The following is a 19,081-nucleotide window of genomic DNA, read 5'->3' as shown; positions in this document are numbered from 1 at the left end:
ACATATATAAGTAGATATCAACTCACTAATTAACTATAATAATTATGAAAAAGTTCCTCTCTCTATTTCTCGCACTCCCTATGCTGGCATTTGTGGCATCTTGTGATGATGACGACAGCAAAGTGCCTGATGTAAGCGTATCCATCGAGTATTCAGGCGGCACACTCACTGATGGGGTGCTGACAGTTGTTGAAGGTGATACCCTGAAGATCGAAGGGCTGAAAGTGACGCCTGCACCCGGAACCGGAGAGGCTGTACTCGGTATGACCACCTATTTCCTCGACAACATACCTTTCCTCACCACATCGATAGCTCCTTTTGCGGTTGATATCGACACTGAAGGGATGAAAGAAGGCACTCACTATCTCAGGGTTAACACTCAGATATTCCAGGTCAACAAGTCGATAGGCTGGGGCATATTCCAGTATAAGCTCAACATCGTGGCTTCACCTGATGACCAGCCCGGTGATACCGGCGGAGGCACTGACACTCCGGAGCAGACCATCACTGATTCGGTCGACTGACAGTAGGCAGGACGTTATGATACAGTTGATGTGAAACTGTATTATATGAGTAAAGCGATTGGAGGATGTGCCATGATATGATTATGGCACATCCTCTCTTTTCAATAAGCCTGACAGGGGATTAGGTATTATTCAAAAACACAAGGGACAGAAGTTCCGTAGATACGGAATTTCTGTCCCTTGTGTTTATTGTCTGCAATAATATTTTGGACGAGAGGAGAAAGCTGTAGACTTCTACTTGTCTATTTCGTTGTTTCGTGGATTGTTGTTGAGTTCTTTGGTCTCCTCGTTCAGAAGTTGAGGGGTCACCTTATTGTCGTCAGCTCTGTTGATGTCTACGCCTGGTAGTGTCTCTGCTGCTTTGTCGGGGGTATTGTCGTGTTTCTTTTCCATAATAGTTGATGTTTAATCTATTATAAGAAACATCGGGCACGGCTTAATGGTTCACAAACAGCTCGTGAAGAGCAGTCACGAGCCCTATGGCACCCATGAGCATTATAAGTGCCCCCACTATACGGTTGAGCAACCATAATGAGCGGATGTTGAAATGGCTCCTCATCTTATTGACAATCCATGTCACACCAAACCACCACATTACAGCTCCTGCGAATATCGAGATGTATCCTGCCACATAGTGGTATGCTTCAAACTCAGGTGCGAGAAAACTGAACCTTGCAAACAGTCCGATAATGAAAAACAATATGAACGGATTGGAGAATGTCAGCAGGAATCCTGTCACGAAGTCTTTCCAGTTGCTCATTGACTGCACTCCTTGCGACTGTAGCGTGCGTGACGGATTTGCTCCGAAGAGATAGCCGGCATATACTAACAGCACCACCGAGCCTATCAACTGAAGAAGGCTTTGATTGTCCTGTACGAAATCGGTGACAAACGATAGTCCCAGTCCGGTGAGCAGACAGTAGATAAGGTCGCTCAATCCGGCTCCGACACCGGTATAGAATGCAGGCCATCGCCCACGGTTGAGTGTTCGTTGGATACACAGCATCCCTATCGGCCCCATTGGAGCCGACACAAGAATCCCTATGAGGATTCCCCTCATCATTATGATAGGTAAGTGTATCACTACAAAATGCAAAGTTACGAAATCATCCTGTAGGATGCAAATAAAGAGGCAATTTGGGCGGAAACATTTGCTGTCGGAGTGACGTTATACCTTAAATCAAAATAATTGACTGATAAGAAGAAATTTTTAATCGCCTTTCTCGCCGTGTTTTGCATCAGTGTTGCAGCTCGTGCTGATAAGTACACTCTTGACCGCAGCCAGCTGCCTCAGCCGGCGCAGGAGATGATTGCCAAATATTTCCCTAAAGCCAAGATCGCTATGATAAAGGTTGACAAGCATCTGCTTAAGAGGACTGACTATGATGTGAAGCTTGTCAATGGCACTAAGATTGAGTTCAATAATGCCGGGAAGTGGACATCCGTGGACTGCAAGAAGAAAGAGGTGCCTCAGGAACTTGTGATCCGGTCTATACGCAATTACGTCAAGAATAATGGCAACGGAGCCTACATTGTCAAGGTTGAAAATAGTTTCAAGGGCTATGAGATAGAATTGTCCGACGGTGTGGAATTGAAGTTCAGCAAGCTCGGAAAGCTCAATGGCATTGACATGAATGATTAGGCTGTCTGGGCGTCGTCCCTCTGACTATGGCTGGGGAATGCATTCCATGGAACGAGTAGGAACTGCATCTTTTCCCCTTTGATGAAGTATACGCAGTATCGTGAAGTGTATTTAATTTTCGCGATTTCGTTCCAGTATATTGTCTCGGGTTGCGGGACCGTTTCGGCGGTTCCCGGTCCGGGATTGTTTGTGTCTCGGTCATTGGTGGCATCGCCAGCCGTCTCGGCTTCATTGCCGCCTGATGTCCGGCTCTCGGATGGGAGATATGTCAGTCTGATGTATTTTCCTTCTGCAATCTCCACTCTTTTGTTCAGGATTGTACGGCGAGCCTCGGGCGTGAGCATGTAGTAAGTATATAGAAACGACATTACCATGGGAGCCACAATGAAGGTCAGTATAAGAGCTGTAATCAGCCATCGTTCATCCTGAAGCATATAGCCGAGTGTTACAAAAAATGCAACCGGAAGCAGCATCAGCCATCCGTAACGAGGAATCCATGCTCCGAGAAGCACGGAAAAATAGTCGCCTGATACGGTCCGGAAAGGCTTTGTGACACGGATTTCCGGACCTGTTGGGTTCATTGCGGTATTATTCTCAGTCATCAAGGTAGCGTCGGGTGAGTCCGGAGAAACTGTCGATGCGCCTGTCGCGCAGGAATGGCCACCAGCGGCGCACCTGCTCGCAGCGTTTCATGTCGATATCCACTACAGCTACAGCCTCGGTGTTGTCGGGTGCTTGATAAAGGAATTCTCCTTGCGGACCGGCAACGAAGCTTGAACCCCAAAAACTGATGCCTCCGGTCACCCCTGACGGATCAGGCTCGAAACCGACACGGTTGACTGTGACTACAGGGAGTCCGTTGGCCACGGCGTGGCCGCGCTGCACTGTGATCCATGCTTCGCGCTGACGCATCTTTTCATCGTCGGTGTCGCTGCTTTCCCATCCTATGGCTGTAGGATAGATGAGCATTTCTGCTCCGCGCATAGCCATGAGTCGGGCAGCCTCGGGGTACCACTGGTCCCAGCACACGAGAACCCCGAGCCGTCCCACACTTGTTGATATGGGCTCGAATCCCATATCACCCGGAGTGAAATAGAATTTCTCGTAATATGCGGGGTCATCGGGAATGTGCATTTTGCGGTATTTCCCGGCTATTGAACCATCTTTTTCGAATATCACTGCGGTGTTGTGGTATAGTCCGGCGGCACGGCGTTCGAATATTGATGTCACGAGCACAATGCCGCTTTCGAGAGCCGTTCTGGAATAGAATTCTGTTGTGTCTGACGGTATCGGAACTGCTATATCGAAATTGTCGACACTTTCCACCTGGCAGAAGTAAAGGGAGTCATGGAGTTCCTGGAGCACTACAAGTTGGGCTCCTTCACATGCGAGTGCCTTGATTTTCTCGCCGAGGCGCCGGCGGTTGTCAGGTATATCAGGGGTGTTGTGCTGCTGAATGATTCCTACTTTCATAGATTGCGTGATTTTTCCTCCCATCGTCCGTCCTTTATGCCTCTGACTGCTCCGGTGGGGAGCTGCATTGTGACACAGTGGAGAGAGCCGTGCTGCTTTATGAGTGCCCGGCAGTCGATAGGTATTATTTCGTGGTCGGGATATGCTATTTTTAGGGTCTGTTCGGCAAGCAGGTCATTGGCTGCCTGACCGTATACCGGCAGATATATCGCATCCGGTGTGACAAGATAGTTGGCATATGTTGCGGGGAGCTGCATTCCGTTCTCGTCATATATGGGGGAGGGCAGAGGGAGTTCGATGAGGTTGAACGGAGCACCTTCGGCAGTACGCATTCCTGTGAGTTCCTCTCGCATTCTGGCGAGTGATTCCACTGTGTCACCATCCCTGTCGGTCGGACTTACATATATGATGGTGTCGTGTGGTGCGATGCGGGCTAATGTGTCGATATGGCTGTCGGTGTCATCTCCTGCCATACCGCCGTTGCGGAGCCATAGCTGGTGGGTGAATCCGAGCGTGTCGGCGAGATACTCTTTTATATCCGCTTCGGTCATCTCTCCGTTGCGGTTGGGTGACAGGAGGCATTCGGCGGTGGTAAGCAGTGTGCCTTTACCGTCGGTTTCGATACTTCCTCCTTCGAGAACGAATCCCATGCGGTTGACATATTCGGCGTTCAGTCTGCCGTTGAGTACAAGATGGGTGGTGATGAGATTGTCCTTATCGGCTGCAAATTTCATTCCCCAGGCGTTGAACTTGAAATCCAGTGACTGTAGGCAGCCATCTTTTTCAATTGTTATGGGTCCGAAGTCTCGTGCCCATGTGTCATTGGTGGGGATATCCTCGATTCTTACTCTTGAGGAGTCAAATTTGTATGCCTCGATTGATTTCCTGCATATGTGTTCGGGACAAGCGAGTATCACACACTCGCGTTCCGATATGGCTCGTACTATCTCCGCAAAGCATTCGCGCGCTTCATCAAGCATATACGCCCAGTCAGTGTACTCATGAGGCCACGCCATGAGCACACAATCGTGACTTTCCCATTCGGCGGGCAGGCGAAGTTGCTGGCGTACAGGGTTACTCATCTTCATATTCGTCCTTTAGATTGTCCCATATGGAGTCCTGTGATTCGAAATACTCCTCACAGTAATCCAAAAAACCTTTCTTTTCACTGCTGCCTACCTCGTGACACCATTCGCGATAACGTTCGCGAAGTTCGGGATTCTCATGTACCAGTTTTTTAAATTCAGCTTCAGCGATGTCTATACTGCCATATTGTTGAAGCATCTCATTAAAAAAATCAGTAATGTGTTCCATAATGTTTAATTTTTCACGATAAAGTAGTAGGTTTTTGTTGTCAAATATAGGGCTTTATAGGCAAAATTCCAAATTTTTAGGTGTCTATATTTAAATGTTGTTATTTGAGAGTGTCAGAAAACAGTATCTGACACCTGTCTTTGGGTCTTCACGGTCAAACTCGGGAGCGGACACGCACAGCCTGCCGAGATCTATGTCGGGGAAACGTGTGTCGGCATCAGGCCGTTCGGCATCTATGAGGGTCAGTTCTATGCAATCGGCTACCGGGAGAGCCTGACGGTATATCTCTCCGCCTCCGATTATGAATGCACGTTCAGCACCTTCACACATTTTCACGGCATCGTCAACCGACGATGCGGTCTCTATGCCTGGGGCTGTGTAGCTTATGTTGCGGGTCACCACGATGTTCCGTCTGCCTGGGAGTGCTCCTTTGGGGAATGATTCGAATGTCTTGCGTCCCATGATGATGGGATGTCCCATGGTGAGCGATTTAAACCGTTTCAGATCGTCGGATATATGGTACAGGAGATCGCCCCGGTTGCCTATTGCCATGTCGCGTGTTGCGGCTACAATAATAGTTATATCTGTCATACTGCTACAGTGCCTTTGATATGGGGGTGGGGGTCATATTCTTCAAGAGTGAAGTCCTCGTATCTGAAATCGAGGATATCCTTTACTTCAGGATTGAGCTTCATTCTTGGGAGTTTGCGCGGTGCACGCTCCAGTTGTGTCCTCACCTGATCGAAATGGTTGTGGTATATATGTGTGTCACCGAGTGTGTGGATGAATTCACCTGGTTCGAGTCCGGTCACCTGTGCCACCATCATGAGGAGCAGGGCATATGAGGCTATGTTGAACGGCACTCCGAGAAAGCAATCGGCACTTCGCTGATAGAGCATCAGGGACAGTCTGCCGTCGGCGACATAGAACTGGAATAGTATATGGCACGGAGGTAGTGCCATCCCGCTTATGTCAGCCACGTTCCACGCGCTCACTATCATGCGGCGCGATTCCGGATTGTTTTTTATGGTCTCGATCACCTTCTTTATCTGGTCGATATGTCCCCCTTGATAGTCGGGCCATGAACGCCATTGGTAGCCGTAGATGTGTCCGAGGTCTCCGTCTGGCCGTGCCCATTCGTTCCATATTCTCACTCCGTTGTCCTGTAGGTACTTCACGTTTGTGTCACCTTTCAGGAACCATAGCAGCTCGTGTATTATGGATTTCAGGTGGAGTTTCTTGGTGGTGAGAAGCGGGAAGCCGTCGCGGAGGTCGAAGCGCATCTGATGTCCGAACACACTCCGTGTTCCGGTGCCGGTGCGGTCGCCTCGGTCGGTCCCTTCATTCATTATTCTATTCAGAAGGTCGAGATATTGTCGCATTTTGTGGATTGTTTTGTTGGTTGACCTGTGGGTTGCTGCTGCATCCGGTGCATCCGTCAAGTTTGAAACGTGTGCCGGAAGGTTTTATGTCACCCACTTTTATCATGAGAGGAGTTGAGAGCTGATGTCTTGACCAGGTGTAGTGTATGGCATCATTTTCGCATACCGGCAGGCAGTCAAAGCATTCTACGCATCTTGAGGAGTCCACCACATGCGATGTCAGGTCTATGCAGGATGCTTTGCACGCCTGCTCGCATTTGCGGCACTGGGTGCACTTGTCGGTGTTGATGTCAATGTGGTAGATAGAATACTTTGCCACGTAGCCAAGAGTTGTGCCTACAGGACATATGGAGTTGCAGAATGTGCGGCCGTTCTTAACGGCAAGCCAGCTTATCACTCCTGCTATTATTATAGATATCGTTGTTCCGGTCAGAGAAGCTGCGGCTATCATTACCGGAGGGTAGGAGAGGATGTTGACAGCTGCGCCCCATATGGGTTTTGCCACATCTGTGCATAGTTCCGAGTATATTTTCCAGGGATCTGTATGCGATGTGACTATATTGATTCCGAGCAGGATTGCTGCTGCCACAAATGCAAGCGAGATGTTGCGTAGCAGTGTAAGTGGCTGGCTGTAACGGTATCGGAGATGGGATGGCAGATGGCGGCGCAGACGTGGCAGACGAGAGCATATATCCTGCCACACACCTAAGGGACATGCCACCGAGCAGTAGACTCGCCCGAACAGTAGAGTGACTATTAGCCATATCACTATGGTGGTGATGCCAAATGTCATGGCTGCCGGCATGAACTGCACACGTTCTATCCACACGGCAAGCCTTGGAAACGTCATTCCGTAGCTTGTCAGTCCAGCTGTGGCTGCCACCCACATGATGAGTGCCGCCACGATACGTCCCCAACGCAATATGTCAGCACTTCTTATGCGCATCGATGCAGGCTCTGATTCTTAGATTGGATTTCTTGATGCAAATTTACAATCAAAAAACGGATTAAGTCTCAGAGATATGGTGACAATATGTTAAAACTTATTAATTGTAGTGCAGTCTCAATTGATGAGAGCGACGGCGAGAGCTGCTATTCCCTCGCCACGACCTGTAAATCCGAGATGTTCCGTGGTTGTGGCTTTGACCGATACGCAATCGGTGGGGATGCATAGGTCTGCGGCGATATTTTCTATCATCTGAGGGATATGATTTAGCAATTTGGGGCGTTGTGCTATTATCGTGACATCCACATTACCTATGGAGTATCCCTTTCCGGCTATTATTTCTGCCACTCGTCTCAGAAGCCGCCGTGAGTCGGCACCGGCATAGGCTGGGTCTGTGTCGGGAAAATGATAGCCTATGTCGCGCATTGCTGCGGCTCCCAGTATGGCATCTGCGAGTGCATGCAGAGCCACATCAGCGTCACTGTGGCCGAGCAGTCCGAGCCCGTATGGTATCTTTACTCCGCAGAGTATCAGTTCGCGCCCCTCCACAAGGCGGTGCACATCGTATCCTTGTCCTATTCTCATCGTCCGAATATCTCTTTAAGTCCGTCCATATCAAATGTAAGTGAAAATCTCAGTGTCTGGTCCAGTGGGGATGTCTGGGCTGTAGCAAGCATGTAGGAGGCATCGAGTCGGAGTACATTGAGTGCGAATCCGGCCCCGATGCTGAAATATTGAAGGTTCCCCTTGGCTGGATGCTGGTAGAAATATCCTCCGCGCAGGAAGAATTGTTGGTTGTAATTGTATTCTGTACCCACCGAGCAGGAGATCTCTCTGAGTTCCTCTTTGAATCCTCCTGGCGCATCGCCGAACGATTTGAATATTCCGGTTATGGGCGACATGTTTTGCCAGTCGGCGTAAGCTTTTGCCCATTCCTTTTCCCCTTCTGGTCCTTCCTCATAGTCGGACAGGCGGGGCATTGCCGGGACAAGTAGTTTGTTGAGGTCAAGATTGAGCGAAAGGTTGTGGTAGTCGGCAAGAGGGAATGTGAATGATGTGCCTATACGCAGATTGGTAGGGAGGAATGCCGGATTGGTGCCATTGTTGAAGTTGACTTTCGATCCTATATTGGATATGTCCCATCCCCACGACCATTGGCATTCGTTGCGTCCTATGATGGGGTAGGTGGTGTAGTAGCCTGCTATGTCGGCTGAGAATGCCGATGCGCCCGATGACTGGTCTACTTCCGATGCTCCGAATCCGAGATCGGAGTAGATGTAACGGAACACTATGCCCATTGAGAATTTCTCGGAAAGCTTTCGGGAATATCCTACATCGACCGACATTTCATAGGGATTTATTGTGCGGTCGGAATTGCTTGACACCACTTCTCCGAGCGAGAAGTAGCGCAGGGATGCCGATATTGCCTGATTGTCATCGCTGCCGAGCTTCCAGTAGCCGGAGAGGTTGGCGAGGAATATGTCGTTGACAAGTTTGCGCAGCCAGGGGGTATAGCTGAGCGATACTGCTCCTTGGCTGTAGGCGAACGCATATTTCGACGGATTCCAGAATTGTGAGTTGGCATCTGGGTCGGTTGCGGCACCGAGGTCGCCCATTGATGCTCCGCGGGCATCGGGAGCTATGCCGAGTGATGTCACACCTGTGGTTATGGGATTAAAGTCATTCTTGTCCTGGGCAGAGGAGGAGATTGCTGTTCCCGCACACACCGTGCAGACAAGAAGCATTTTGGCGGCAATATTCATTTTCGAGATAAGGATATTCATATAGATAACTCCATGTGCGACGAAATATTGCGCGTGAGTATAAAAATGCGGTTAAATTGAGCGGCGGTTGACACGAGCAGTGATTAAAAAGTGAAAAGGCGGGAGCTACTCATGTAGACCCCACCTCATCAACTTAGAGAAACGAGAATTTCAACTCAGATGTTGAAAAACCGTATGGTTGGTTATGAATGTTTTACGTTATTAAGTTGTCGTTTTTAGTAGCTTTCGAGTCCGGAAAGACCAGAGGAAGCTGTTGAGCCGTAACCGTTGTCGCCGTATTCCTCAGCATTGAGGATAACGTCAAGGAATTCCTGTGATATGGGACGGTTGTACATGTAGGGCTTGAATGATTTTGCAGCACGTTTGTTATAGCGTGCAAGACGTTCTTCGATGTTGTTGTGACGCTTGAGGAGATTCCAGCGGCTGAACTCACCGCAAAGCTCGCGGGCATATTCATCAAGCACGTCATCCTCGGTGGCAGTGGCGAGTTCATAGTTGCCTGCGTATCCGGGGCGTAGGGAGCGTTTGCGCAGATCATTGATGAAGCCTGCTGCACGTGCTCCGTCTCCAAGCATCTGGTTGGCTTCGGCAGCTATCAGATACACTTCTGCGAAACGCATGATGTACATGTCGCCGATCTTGATCTGTAGGTTGCTTGTGTAGCAGCCGTCATAAGCCCAGTTGAACTTGATGAGCGAGGGACACACCTTTCCGTTAACAGCAGTGCCGTTTCCGACAGGCAGAGTAGAGCCGGCTGAGCCGTTGGCTGTGTTGCCGTAGGGGTAGGTGTCATTGTAGCAGTCGCTGAGTGTGATGACTACATAGGGGCATTTCGCCTTTTCGTCGGCAGTTAGAGGCTTGTGTACGAAAAGGGTATTGAAGCGGTTGTCGTTGCTTGCCACCGGGTAGGGGACGGCATATGCCTTGGTGGTGTTGGCTACACCTGCTGAACCGAATTCAGCCGATGAAGTAGCCACGCGGAGGAGCTTTGAGGCATCATCCTCGGTCACTCCGAGAGGCCATATTCTTACGTTGTACTGGTTGGCAAATGCGCCGTTGTTGATCCATGAGCAGTCTGCAAAAGGCTGTAGGGTCTGTCCTATCTGTGACTTGTCAATGCCATATTTGTTGCAGATATCCTCCGTAAGCTTGCAGGTCGCCTTCTTGCGTGGGGTCACTACGCTTCCGCCCCAGTCGAGGAATGTGAATGTGCTTGCGGTGTAAAGCCATGTGTATTCCCAGCGGCGGTCCCATTCAGGGTTGAAGCAGTACATGAGATACTCTGACGGCTGCCATACCTGCTGATTGAGACGACCGTAGAAATACGAGCCTCCTTTGGTGGGTTTTCCGTTTGAGTTTCCGTTATAGAAGTCATCTTCAATGAATCCTCCGCAGCTGTAAGAGAACAGTTTGTTGTTTTTTGTGGTTGTGGACAGATTGAATATCTCATTATAAGGGTCGGCTGCTGATGCAATGAACAGGGCTTCCTTGTTCTGGCGGTTGTTTGCGTCAGCCCACATGTCGGCAATGTCAGAATACAGGTAGGCTCCATATGTGCCCTTGTTTGTGATCATGTCCTCCGCACAGTCACGGGCGAGAGTCCAGTATTCTTTTCCGTCACCGAAGAATTTGTCTCCGAGGCCTGCGCGCTGGGCATATACACGGCAGAGAAGCCCCTTGGCTGTCTTTTTCGTAACTCGTGCACGGTTGCCTCCGTAGGGCTCGACAGGGAGCACAGGGATAGCTTCCGACAGGTCTTTTATTATCTGAGCGTATATGTCCTTCTCGCTTGCACGCTTGGGATAGAGGTCCACTATGCCGGTGATGCTTGAAGAGCTTTCAAGATTGAGTGTAACCGGTCCGAACTGGCTAACAAGCAGTGAGTAATAGAACGCACGTAGGGTCTTTGCCTCTGCCACAAGTATATTCTTGGCATCAGCTTCTCCATCAAGGATATTATCCACCTCATTGATCACAGTGTTACAGGTCGATATTGTTGTGTATGCCTGTTTCCAAAGTTTCTTTGAGTTGTTGGTGGAGGTGCCGAATTCCTCATAATTGAAAATCTGCTTTGCGTAGTCACCGTTGTTGGACGATACCCATATGTCAGTTCCGGTCTCAGCCATGATAAGCCAGTCGGATGATGAGTAGAGTTCGTTGTTAAGCGGAAAATAGCAGGTTGCCTGCATGCCGTACCACGCCTGGAAATTATTGAGGGTGGCATCGCCGGCGTGCGGATTGTCTTCGTCAAGGCTGCAACTGCTGAGTAGAAGCCCGGCTACAATCGCGCTACCGATATATTTGAATGAATTTTTCATTGTGATTTCTGTAATAAATGATGGAAAGGAATCTTAGAGTGTGAGACTTAGACCGAACACGAGCTGTTTGGTGAGCGGGTTGTTGAGCTGACCGTTCATTTCGGGGTCATAGTCCTTCAGCATCTTGTTGGTTGCGTGAACGAGCGGATTGGTCAGGGTGCCGTAGAGACGTAGATTCTGAATTCTCATCTTGTTGCATGCTACCTTTGGAAGAGTGTAACCGAGGGTTATGTTCTTGATCTTGAAGAATGAGCCTTCCTGGTAAGCGAGTGAGCTGTGATAGGTGTCGTTTCTCCAGTCGCGGTTGGCATCAAGCGCGGGGAAATCATTGGATGGGTTGTCCTTGGTCCAGTAGTCGAAGTAAGCGGGGAATGCTCCACCCTTGGAGTCATACTGGGTCATCATATTGTACTTGATCATCTGGCCGCCACGGTAGTACATGTACACCGAGAGATCAAACCATTTATAGGTGAATGTGTTGTTGAAACCGATGGTCCAGTCGGGAGAGGCATGACCTATTATCTGACGGTCGGTGTCGCTCACTGCATAGGGGTTGTCCTTGTCGAAAGTACGTGTGATGGGGTTGCCGTTGTCGTCAAGCTGATCGGGATATACTTTTTCCCATACACCGTCGCTGACCTTGCGCATGTTAGGTATGCTAACACGGAGGTCGCCCGGTGCTTTGCCGAACACTGCCGCATCGGCTTCCTGTCCATACTGCCATATGCCGTCGAGGGCATATCCGTAGAATGACTTGATGGGGTCGCCCACATGGAGAGTGTAGTCGCCGTGAGTCACATAGTCGGAGGCTCCTGCGCCGAGCGATTTTACTTTTTCCCAGTTGCGGGTAAGTGTGAGAGTGCTTGACCATGTGAAATCGCGAGTCACGATATTCTTGGTGTTAAGGGTAAGCTCAATACCGTGGTTGCGTGTCTCGGCGATGTTGGTGTTCATGGTGAAAGGCTTCCCGGAGATTACATCACCACCGTTGACAATGGGGAGCGACTGGGTCCATATTACGTCGTCAGTGTTGGTGAGGAAGTAATCGAGTGACATATCGATGCGATAGTTGAGCGCGCTCACATCAAGACCGAAGTTCCAGCTCTTGGATTTTTCCCATGTGAGTGTGGCATTGGAAAGCACCTGTGGATAGTAATAGGCGTTGAGCTTCTCATCGCCGAGTCCAGCGGCGTTGTTTATGAGATTGGTCATCGAGGAGTAGGGGTTGATGCCTGCTGCTCCTGTCACACCGTATCCGACACGTAGTTTCGCATTGTTGAGCCAGTTGCGTGACCAGTCCATGAATTTCTCCTCAGAGAAACGCCATCCTGCTGACACTGAGGGGAAAGTGTCCCAACGCACATCCTTGGCGAGAACTGATTTCCCATCATGGCGTACAGATGCTGAGAACAGGTATTTCCCTAAGTAGGAATAGTTAAGACGGCCTACATAACCCATTCCCTTGCTCATGGTGTAGTCGGAAGCTACCTGAGCGAGAGTGTTGCCTGGCTGTCCAAGGTTGGTCCAGTAATATGTGTTGGATGAGAATCCGGCGTTGGATGTGTCCGATGAATTGTTATTGCTGTCCGACCATGTTGTAACGCCTGTCAGTGTGAACTCATGATCATTGGCAATCTTGAAATTATATGTAAGGATATTCTCCCACTGATAGCTGAATGTGTCACTGTTGCTGATTTTGGCATATGTGTATTTGGCATTCGCAGGGTCCTTTTCATTGCCGACTGCTGCCGCTCCTGCCTGCTGATAGAACTGGTAGGAACCGTAGCCGCGGAACATGTTGTCCTTGTTGTAGGAGAAGTTGGCTGAGAGGCGTGACTCGAATGTCATGCCCTTGATCGGATATATGCGGATGTAGGGCTGCACATAGAGGCGTATGCGCTTGCGGTTGTCCTTATATACTCCTGGCTGGTTGTTGAGCAGAAGGTTGAGCTTGTCGGTCTGGACATCAAGAGGGTACACCTTTATGGATCCGTCCTCGTTGTAGAGCTCGCCGAATGGGTCGGCCTGTAGCGCGTCCTGAAGATTGATGGATGCGCGGTTGAGGTTGGTGTAGCTCAACTGTGAGTGTACACCTGCGTCCAGCCAGCTGGCAACCTTTTGGTTGAGGCGGATGCTTGAGGAGTATACATCATAGTTGTCGTTCTCGTATTGTCCGTCTGTGCGGTTGTAGTTCAGAGAGAAGTATGCCTGGGTTTTCTCTGTGCCGCCACTTACGCTCAGCGAGTAGTTCTGCGATGAGCCGCCTTTGAGCATGGTGTCAACCCAATCGATGGTACGGCCTTCGGCAGCAGCCTGAATGGCGGCATTTATGTCAGGGTTGTTGTCGGTGGGTAGTCCGGCCTGTTCAAGTGCGTAAATCTTTGTGTCAGCCCATTGCTGAGCATTGTTCATGGTGGGGAGCTTTGACCATCCGTTGTAGCCGTAATAGGCGTCGAAGTTTACACGTGTGGTTCCTGCCTCTCCTTTCTTTGTGGTGATTATGATTACACCGTTTGCGCCTGACGAACCGTAGACTGCGGTTGAGGAGGCATCCTTGAGTACTTCGATGCTTTCGATGTCGTTAGGGTTGATGGTGGAGTAATCACCGGGCATTCCGTCGATAATGAACAGAGGGTTGCCTGATGCGTTGAACGAACGGTTGCCACGCAGCTGGATATCTACGCCGGCACCGGGTGCTCCTGATGTGCGGCTGATGTCAAGACCTGCCACTCTGCCCTGAAGCGCGTCCATGGGGTTGGCGGTTGGTGTCAGAGTGATTACATCTGACTTGACGGATGATACTGCGCCGGTAAGGTCGCGTTTCTTGACCGTTCCGTAGCCAACCACTACAACGTCATCGAGCACATTGTTGTCCGGCTCCATCTTCACTTCGATGTGTGACTGACCGGTAGCAGTGATGGTCTGAGTCTTGTAGCCGATGTAGGAGAACTGGAGTTTGGCTCCCTGCGGAACGTTAAGTGTGAAATTTCCGTCAAGATCGGTTGCGACCCCTGTCTTTGTTCCGACCTCAATTACTGAGACTCCGAGCATAGGCTCGCCTGTCTCGTCAATGACGGTTCCTGAAACTTGTTGTTTTTGACTAACTTGCTGAGTAGTAGGAGATTTTACCCCCCCATTATATCTGTGGAGTGTGCCGTTAACGGAGCTCCACCGATGAGAGCGACAGCGAGAATGCCGCCTGCCAGAGTCTTGTCAACGCTGCATGAGAGCATAGCAAGACCTTTAGGGACTTGTTTCATGGTTAATATTTATTGGTGAATATAGGAATATTTAAGGATTTTAATATGATTTTGCAAAGATAAATACTTTTTTTCAATAAAGCAAAAAATATTAATGTCAATATTACACTTATTAATTTGTGCTACTATAGATTATATATTTTAAAGAATAAAGATAGGTCTTTGGTGTTAGCCCAGGGCAGGGTCCGATATGTGTAGTGAGGTTATATAATCAATGGGATTGTGTAAAAATAAAAACCTCAAGAGAAATCTCTTGAGGTTTTTTATTCTCAGCGGAGAGAACGAGATTCGAACTCGTGGATAGGATTGCTCCCATCGTCGGTTTAGCAAACCGGTGGTTTCAGCCACTCACCCATCTCTCCTTACCGAAGGCGATGTGTATGTTCTGAGTCATACATTTCGCATTTGCGTTGCAAAGGTAGATAATTTTAGTTGTTCTGCCAAATTTTTTGACGCATTTTTTTGTTGTTTTATGTGATGAGCAGAGCTATTCGGTAGGCTGCAAAAGCGAATGTCCAGGCTATCAGAGTGTTGTAGATTATGGAGAATAGACCGTAACGTGGGTTGCCAGTCTCGCGCACTACAGCTGTTATGGTGGCTATGCATGGACAGTAAAGGAGTATGAACACAAGGAAGCTGATGGCTACCGCCGGAGTGAAATCAGGGCGGTGGGTCACAGGGTTTGGTTCTGTGAGACGAGAGGAGAGTGTTGACTCGGCTACTTCTTCTTCGCCTGTATAGAGCACCCCGAGAGTGGATACCACTATCTCCTTGGCTGGCACTCCGGCTATGGCTGCCACTGTTGCCCGCCAGTTGAAGCCGAGCGGTTCCATAATGGGATTGACCGCTTTGCCTGCCATCTGAAGATAGGAATCAGTGGCAGTGTTGATTTCCGAATCATCAATTGATGTTGTGGCTGGGGCTGAAATAGTGTCGTCATGTCGTGGGAAATAGTTCAATGCCCACACTATGATGCTTGCCACGAGGATAATTCCACCCATTTTTCGGATGTATTGTTCACCTTTGCCCCACATGTGGCGCATTGTGGCCTTGAATGTCGGTACACGGTAGGGTGGTAGTTCCATCACAAAAGGGGTCTCGTCCTGTCCGAACCATAGTTTCCTTAGCAGTCGTGCTGTTATGCCTGCAACGAAAATGCCGGTGAGATATATGCTCAGGAATACAAGCGTGGCATGATTTGGGAAGAATGTGCCTATAAGAAGCACATATATTGGCAGGCGTGCCGAGCAGCTAACGAACGGATTGATAAGTATTGTTATGATACGGCTTGAGCGGCTTTCTATGGAGCGTGTAGCCATTATTGATGGTACCGTGCATCCGAATCCCATCACCAGCGGTATGAATGATTTGCCGTGAAGCCCCAGTCTGTGCATGAGTTTATCCATTATGAAAGCAGCACGGGCCATGTATCCTGAGTCCTCCATAAAGGATATGCAGGCATATAATATAAGTATATTGGGTAGGAACACTATCACACCGCCTACTCCTCCTATGATGCCGTCGGCTATAAGGTCCTTTATCCAGCTGTCCGGGAGATATTCGCGCGAGATATTGCCGAGCCATGTGACAAGGCTCTCGATCCATTCCATAGGGAATGATCCTATATAGAAGGTAGCCCAGAAGATGAATGTCATTATGGCTATGAATATAGGGAAGCCGAACAGTTTATTGGTGACTATTGTGTCAATGATGTGTGTCGAGCTTGCTGTCGGATTCTCTTCTTTTACCATTGTTTCGGCAAGTGCGCCTGCTATGAATCCGTATTTTTCATCGGCGATGGCTGCTGTGATGTCTATTCCTGGATTGGAGTCTTCGTATTCGGCTACACTTTTGTCGCGTAGTTTTATAAGATGGTCAGCGTCCGGAAGACTGAGCACCTGATGCTGCACCTCGGCATCCCCTTCAAGGAGTTTGATGGCGAGGTAGCGTGGCGAGAAATGCCTCTCTACGGCGGGGTGGGCCTTTAGCTCGTCCTTTATTCCTGACAGGGCTTTTTCAAGCTGGTTGCCGAGTGACACGTGTACGTGGCGTACGGCAGCTTCTGTCCCCTCATATACCCTGATCACTGTGTCGAACAGTTCGCTGACCCCTTTCCCTGTCTTGGCGGCTGTCGGGATTATGGGCACGCCTATCATCTCTCCGAGTGTGCGATAGTCGAGCCGTGAGCCCGAACGTTCGAGTTCGTCGTACATGTTCAGGGCTATGACCATCGAGCGGTCCATATCGATGAGTTCGGTGGTGAGGTATAGGTTGCGTTCGAGATTGGAGCCGTCAACCACATTGATTATTACGTCGGGAGCTTCGTTGCGCAGATAACGGCGCACATATAGTTCCTCCGGTGAATAAGATGCCAGTGAATAAGTGCCGGGGAGGTCTACGATATTGAAATGATAACCGTTGTGTGTGAACTCTCCGTATTTGGCATCGACAGTTACACCGCTGTAGTTGCCTACATGTTCGCGGGCACCTGATGCGATGTTGAATAGTGATGTTTTGCCGCAGTTAGGATTGCCTATCAAGGCAACATTGATCACACGATGACGTTCGGCGTTTACATTGCTTGACGTGGGGATATTGTCGGCTGATGAGGATTCAGTGACCGTATTGGTGTGGGCAAACCGCTCCGGAGGTATTGTGCTCGGAAGCGGCTCCACTTCCACCAGATCCGCTTCGGAGTGGCGCAGCGACACCTCGTAGCCCATTATTTCATATTTCACAGGATCTCTAAGCGGAGCGGCCATAAGCACTTTTATCTCATGTCCGCGTACAAATCCCATCTCGATCATGCGCTTACGGAATGCGCCGTGACCGAGTATCTTTATTATGACACCGGATTCTCCGGTGGTGAGCTGCGATAATCTCATAGTCGACATATAAAATTTACCGGCTGCAAATTTCGACAAAAAATCTCATAGGGGAAATACCTAAATATGGCTCAAATCGAAATGCCAGTGCATGAATTTTTGGAAAAGTGTTAAATTTGCGGTATGAAAACCGCAGATGCATTTTGGCAATTCCTGCCAGAAGGATTGGACGAACTGTTTGAGATGGTCAAGTTTGAAAAGACAGACCAGTCCTACGACATATGGCTTGACGAGAAGAAGAAACTGTCGGATGAGGATTTCCGCAATCCGAACATTGTGGCACGTGGATACACGGATTACGTTACAGTGCAGGACTATCCGATGCGCGGCAGACCGGTGTTCCTGCACATGCGCAAGAACAAATGGTGGGACAAAAAGACCAACGAGATATTCTCATATAACCTGGAACTGCCCAACGAGGAGAGGACACGACTCAGCGCCGAGTTCGTGGCTTTTTTAAAAGACGAAGGTGGAGACGACGGCATTGTCGATTAAGCATATATCGCAGATGTACTGCGTCAACGGCAAATATTTTGCCGAACAGTATCGCAACAGGATAAGCGGTTATACCGAATGGCGTGAGGCCGAACTCGGTTGCGGCTTCTACTTCAACGCTAACAATATCGGCCCGTACATGAGTCTTGACGAAACCTGCCTGAGCAACGGCGAGGTATGGACTTTCCTCACGAACAAGGACGGACACGGCGGCCGTGGGACGCTGGCGGCGGCCATCCCCGGCACAAAGAGCGATGAGATAACCACAATCCTCATCGGAGCCATGGGTAAATCGGTCAGACGCAGGGTAAAAGAAGTGACCTGCGATCTGTCGCCCTCGATGATGCTGATAGCCGCCGAGGTATTCTACAACGCCCACGTCGTTAACGACCGCTTCCATGTGCAGCAGGTCTATAACGAGGCTGTCGACGAAATTCGCATAGACATCCGCCGACAGCTCATTGCCGAAGACAACAGCCGTGACAAATCAGAGCCTCCAATTACATATTCCAACGGCGAGACCATGCGCCAGATCCTTGCCCGCAGCAAGCACACCCTGATGATGTCGCAGAACAAATGGACTGACATACAGCGTCATCGCGCAAACATTCTGTTCAGACACTATCCGATACTGAAAGCTGCATACCATCTGGCTATGGAACTGCGCCAAATCTTCAACGCAAAGATATCACCCACCAAAGCAATGGGTCGGATGAACAAGTGGTATGAAAAAGTAATGGCATTGGGCAACAACAACTTCCGCTCTGTCATCAAGACGTTCAAGAACCACGCCCCGACTATCCTCAATTATTTCCGACGTCGCGCAACTAATGCCTCGGCCGAAGCATTCAACTCCAAAGTCAAAATCTTCCGTTCGCAGATGCGAGGGGTCCGTGACCGTGATTTCTTTATCTTCCGACTCGTCAAGCTATACGCCTGAATCTTTAACACTCTATTCTAATTGTTTTAACAAATGCACCGGAATTTCGGCTTGTGCCCTAAATATAGTGATTTTCCTGAAGGTCTGAAAAAATCCGCTGGCTCCGGAAATATAAAAC

The 19,081-nt window shown here is 49.4% G+C and carries 18 protein-coding genes, 1 tRNA gene and 1 pseudogene; 4 read left to right on the top strand and 16 right to left on the bottom strand.

Annotated features, from left to right (window positions below; genetic code table 11):
* The first annotated feature begins 44 nt into the window (after positions 1-44).
* Entirely contained in the window at positions 45-524 is a 480-nt protein-coding gene (locus EZ315_RS01640; protein WP_135470041.1) for a hypothetical protein, read from the top strand.
* A gap of 234 nt (positions 525-758) precedes the next feature.
* On the opposite strand, the gene EZ315_RS16275 is transcribed toward EZ315_RS01640, so the two are convergent.
* Entirely contained in the window at positions 759-917 is a 159-nt protein-coding gene (locus tag EZ315_RS16275) for a hypothetical protein (RefSeq protein ID WP_170957427.1), read from the bottom strand.
* A 43-nt stretch (positions 918-960) separates the two neighbouring features.
* Positions 961-1,587: a LysE family translocator gene (locus tag EZ315_RS01635; protein WP_135470039.1), complete on the bottom strand. Its 627-nt coding sequence runs from the start codon at positions 1,585-1,587 to the stop codon at positions 961-963.
* Between the two features lie 165 nt (positions 1,588-1,752).
* Between EZ315_RS01635 and EZ315_RS01630 the strand changes: the two genes are divergently transcribed.
* Entirely contained in the window at positions 1,753-2,166 is a 414-nt protein-coding gene (locus tag EZ315_RS01630; protein WP_135470037.1) for a PepSY-like domain-containing protein, read from the top strand.
* Here the strand turns inward: EZ315_RS01630 and EZ315_RS01625 are convergent.
* The 14 genes and pseudogenes from EZ315_RS01625 to feoB form a co-directional block, all read right to left on the bottom strand.
* Positions 2,163-2,747, bottom strand: a complete 585-nt coding sequence (locus tag EZ315_RS01625) for a hypothetical protein (protein WP_135470035.1) — start codon at positions 2,745-2,747, stop codon at positions 2,163-2,165. The two genes, EZ315_RS01630 and EZ315_RS01625, sit on opposite strands and share 4 nt — an antisense overlap.
* A 13-nt stretch (positions 2,748-2,760) precedes the next feature.
* Complete coding sequence (locus tag EZ315_RS01620; RefSeq protein WP_135470033.1) at positions 2,761-3,639, bottom strand: carbon-nitrogen hydrolase; 879 nt, start codon at positions 3,637-3,639, stop codon at positions 2,761-2,763.
* A complete protein-coding gene (locus EZ315_RS01615; protein WP_242452469.1) occupies positions 3,636-4,727 on the bottom strand; it encodes an agmatine deiminase family protein in 1,092 nt (363 codons plus the stop codon). The genes EZ315_RS01620 and EZ315_RS01615 overlap by 4 nt, the downstream gene beginning before the upstream one ends.
* Positions 4,714-4,953, bottom strand: coding sequence for a hypothetical protein (locus EZ315_RS01610; RefSeq protein ID WP_135470032.1), 240 nt, complete (start codon positions 4,951-4,953; stop codon positions 4,714-4,716). Before EZ315_RS01610 ends, EZ315_RS01615 begins: the two co-directional genes overlap by 14 nt.
* A 90-nt stretch (positions 4,954-5,043) precedes the next feature.
* A complete protein-coding gene (locus tag EZ315_RS01605; RefSeq protein ID WP_135470030.1) occupies positions 5,044-5,544 on the bottom strand; it encodes a dihydrofolate reductase in 501 nt (166 codons plus the stop codon).
* Complete coding sequence (locus EZ315_RS01600; protein ID WP_135470028.1) at positions 5,541-6,335, bottom strand: thymidylate synthase; 795 nt, start codon at positions 6,333-6,335, stop codon at positions 5,541-5,543. Before EZ315_RS01600 ends, EZ315_RS01605 begins: the two co-directional genes overlap by 4 nt.
* Complete coding sequence (locus EZ315_RS01595) at positions 6,307-7,281, bottom strand: 4Fe-4S binding protein (protein ID WP_135470026.1); 975 nt, start codon at positions 7,279-7,281, stop codon at positions 6,307-6,309. Before EZ315_RS01595 ends, EZ315_RS01600 begins: the two co-directional genes overlap by 29 nt.
* 117 nt (positions 7,282-7,398) lie before the next feature.
* Positions 7,399-7,866: a 2-C-methyl-D-erythritol 2,4-cyclodiphosphate synthase gene (ispF, locus tag EZ315_RS01590; protein WP_135470024.1), complete on the bottom strand. Its 468-nt coding sequence runs from the start codon at positions 7,864-7,866 to the stop codon at positions 7,399-7,401.
* A complete protein-coding gene (porV, locus tag EZ315_RS01585; protein WP_370276611.1) occupies positions 7,863-9,065 on the bottom strand; it encodes a type IX secretion system outer membrane channel protein PorV in 1,203 nt (400 codons plus the stop codon). Before porV ends, ispF begins: the two co-directional genes overlap by 4 nt.
* Before the next feature lie 215 nt (positions 9,066-9,280).
* Positions 9,281-11,383, bottom strand: a complete 2,103-nt coding sequence (locus tag EZ315_RS01580) for a RagB/SusD family nutrient uptake outer membrane protein (protein WP_135470022.1) — start codon at positions 11,381-11,383, stop codon at positions 9,281-9,283.
* A 33-nt stretch (positions 11,384-11,416) separates the two neighbouring features.
* Positions 11,417-14,461, bottom strand: a pseudogene (locus EZ315_RS01575) (SusC/RagA family TonB-linked outer membrane protein); the annotation flags it as partial.
* Positions 14,462-14,508: 47 nt separating this feature from the next.
* Complete coding sequence (locus tag EZ315_RS16835) at positions 14,509-14,643, bottom strand: hypothetical protein (protein ID WP_262709747.1); 135 nt, start codon at positions 14,641-14,643, stop codon at positions 14,509-14,511.
* Between the two features lie 273 nt (positions 14,644-14,916).
* Positions 14,917-15,005: transfer RNA gene (locus EZ315_RS01570), tRNA-Ser, on the bottom strand.
* 108 nt (positions 15,006-15,113) lie between these two features.
* On the bottom strand, positions 15,114-17,528 hold the full coding sequence (gene feoB, locus EZ315_RS01565; RefSeq protein ID WP_135470018.1) for a ferrous iron transport protein B: 2,415 nt from the start codon (positions 17,526-17,528) through the stop codon (positions 15,114-15,116).
* A gap of 123 nt (positions 17,529-17,651) precedes the next feature.
* On the opposite strand from feoB, the gene EZ315_RS01560 reads away from it, so the two are divergent.
* Positions 17,652-18,023 carry an ISAon1 family transposase N-terminal region protein gene (locus EZ315_RS01560; protein ID WP_123612966.1) on the top strand — a complete coding sequence of 124 codons (372 nt, stop codon included), beginning with the start codon at positions 17,652-17,654 and terminating at the stop codon, positions 18,021-18,023.
* Positions 17,998-18,963 (top strand): ISAon1 family transposase, encoded by a 966-nt coding sequence (locus tag EZ315_RS01555; RefSeq protein ID WP_242452468.1) that lies wholly within the window; start codon positions 17,998-18,000, stop codon positions 18,961-18,963. Before EZ315_RS01560 ends, EZ315_RS01555 begins: the two co-directional genes overlap by 26 nt.
* Positions 18,964-19,081: the final 118 nt, after the last annotated feature.

Origin of the sequence: Duncaniella freteri, assembly GCF_004766125.1 — a bacterium.
Classification (GTDB): Bacteria; Bacteroidota; Bacteroidia; order Bacteroidales; family Muribaculaceae; genus Duncaniella; species Duncaniella freteri.
This window is presented reverse-complemented; position numbering and strand designations above follow the sequence as displayed.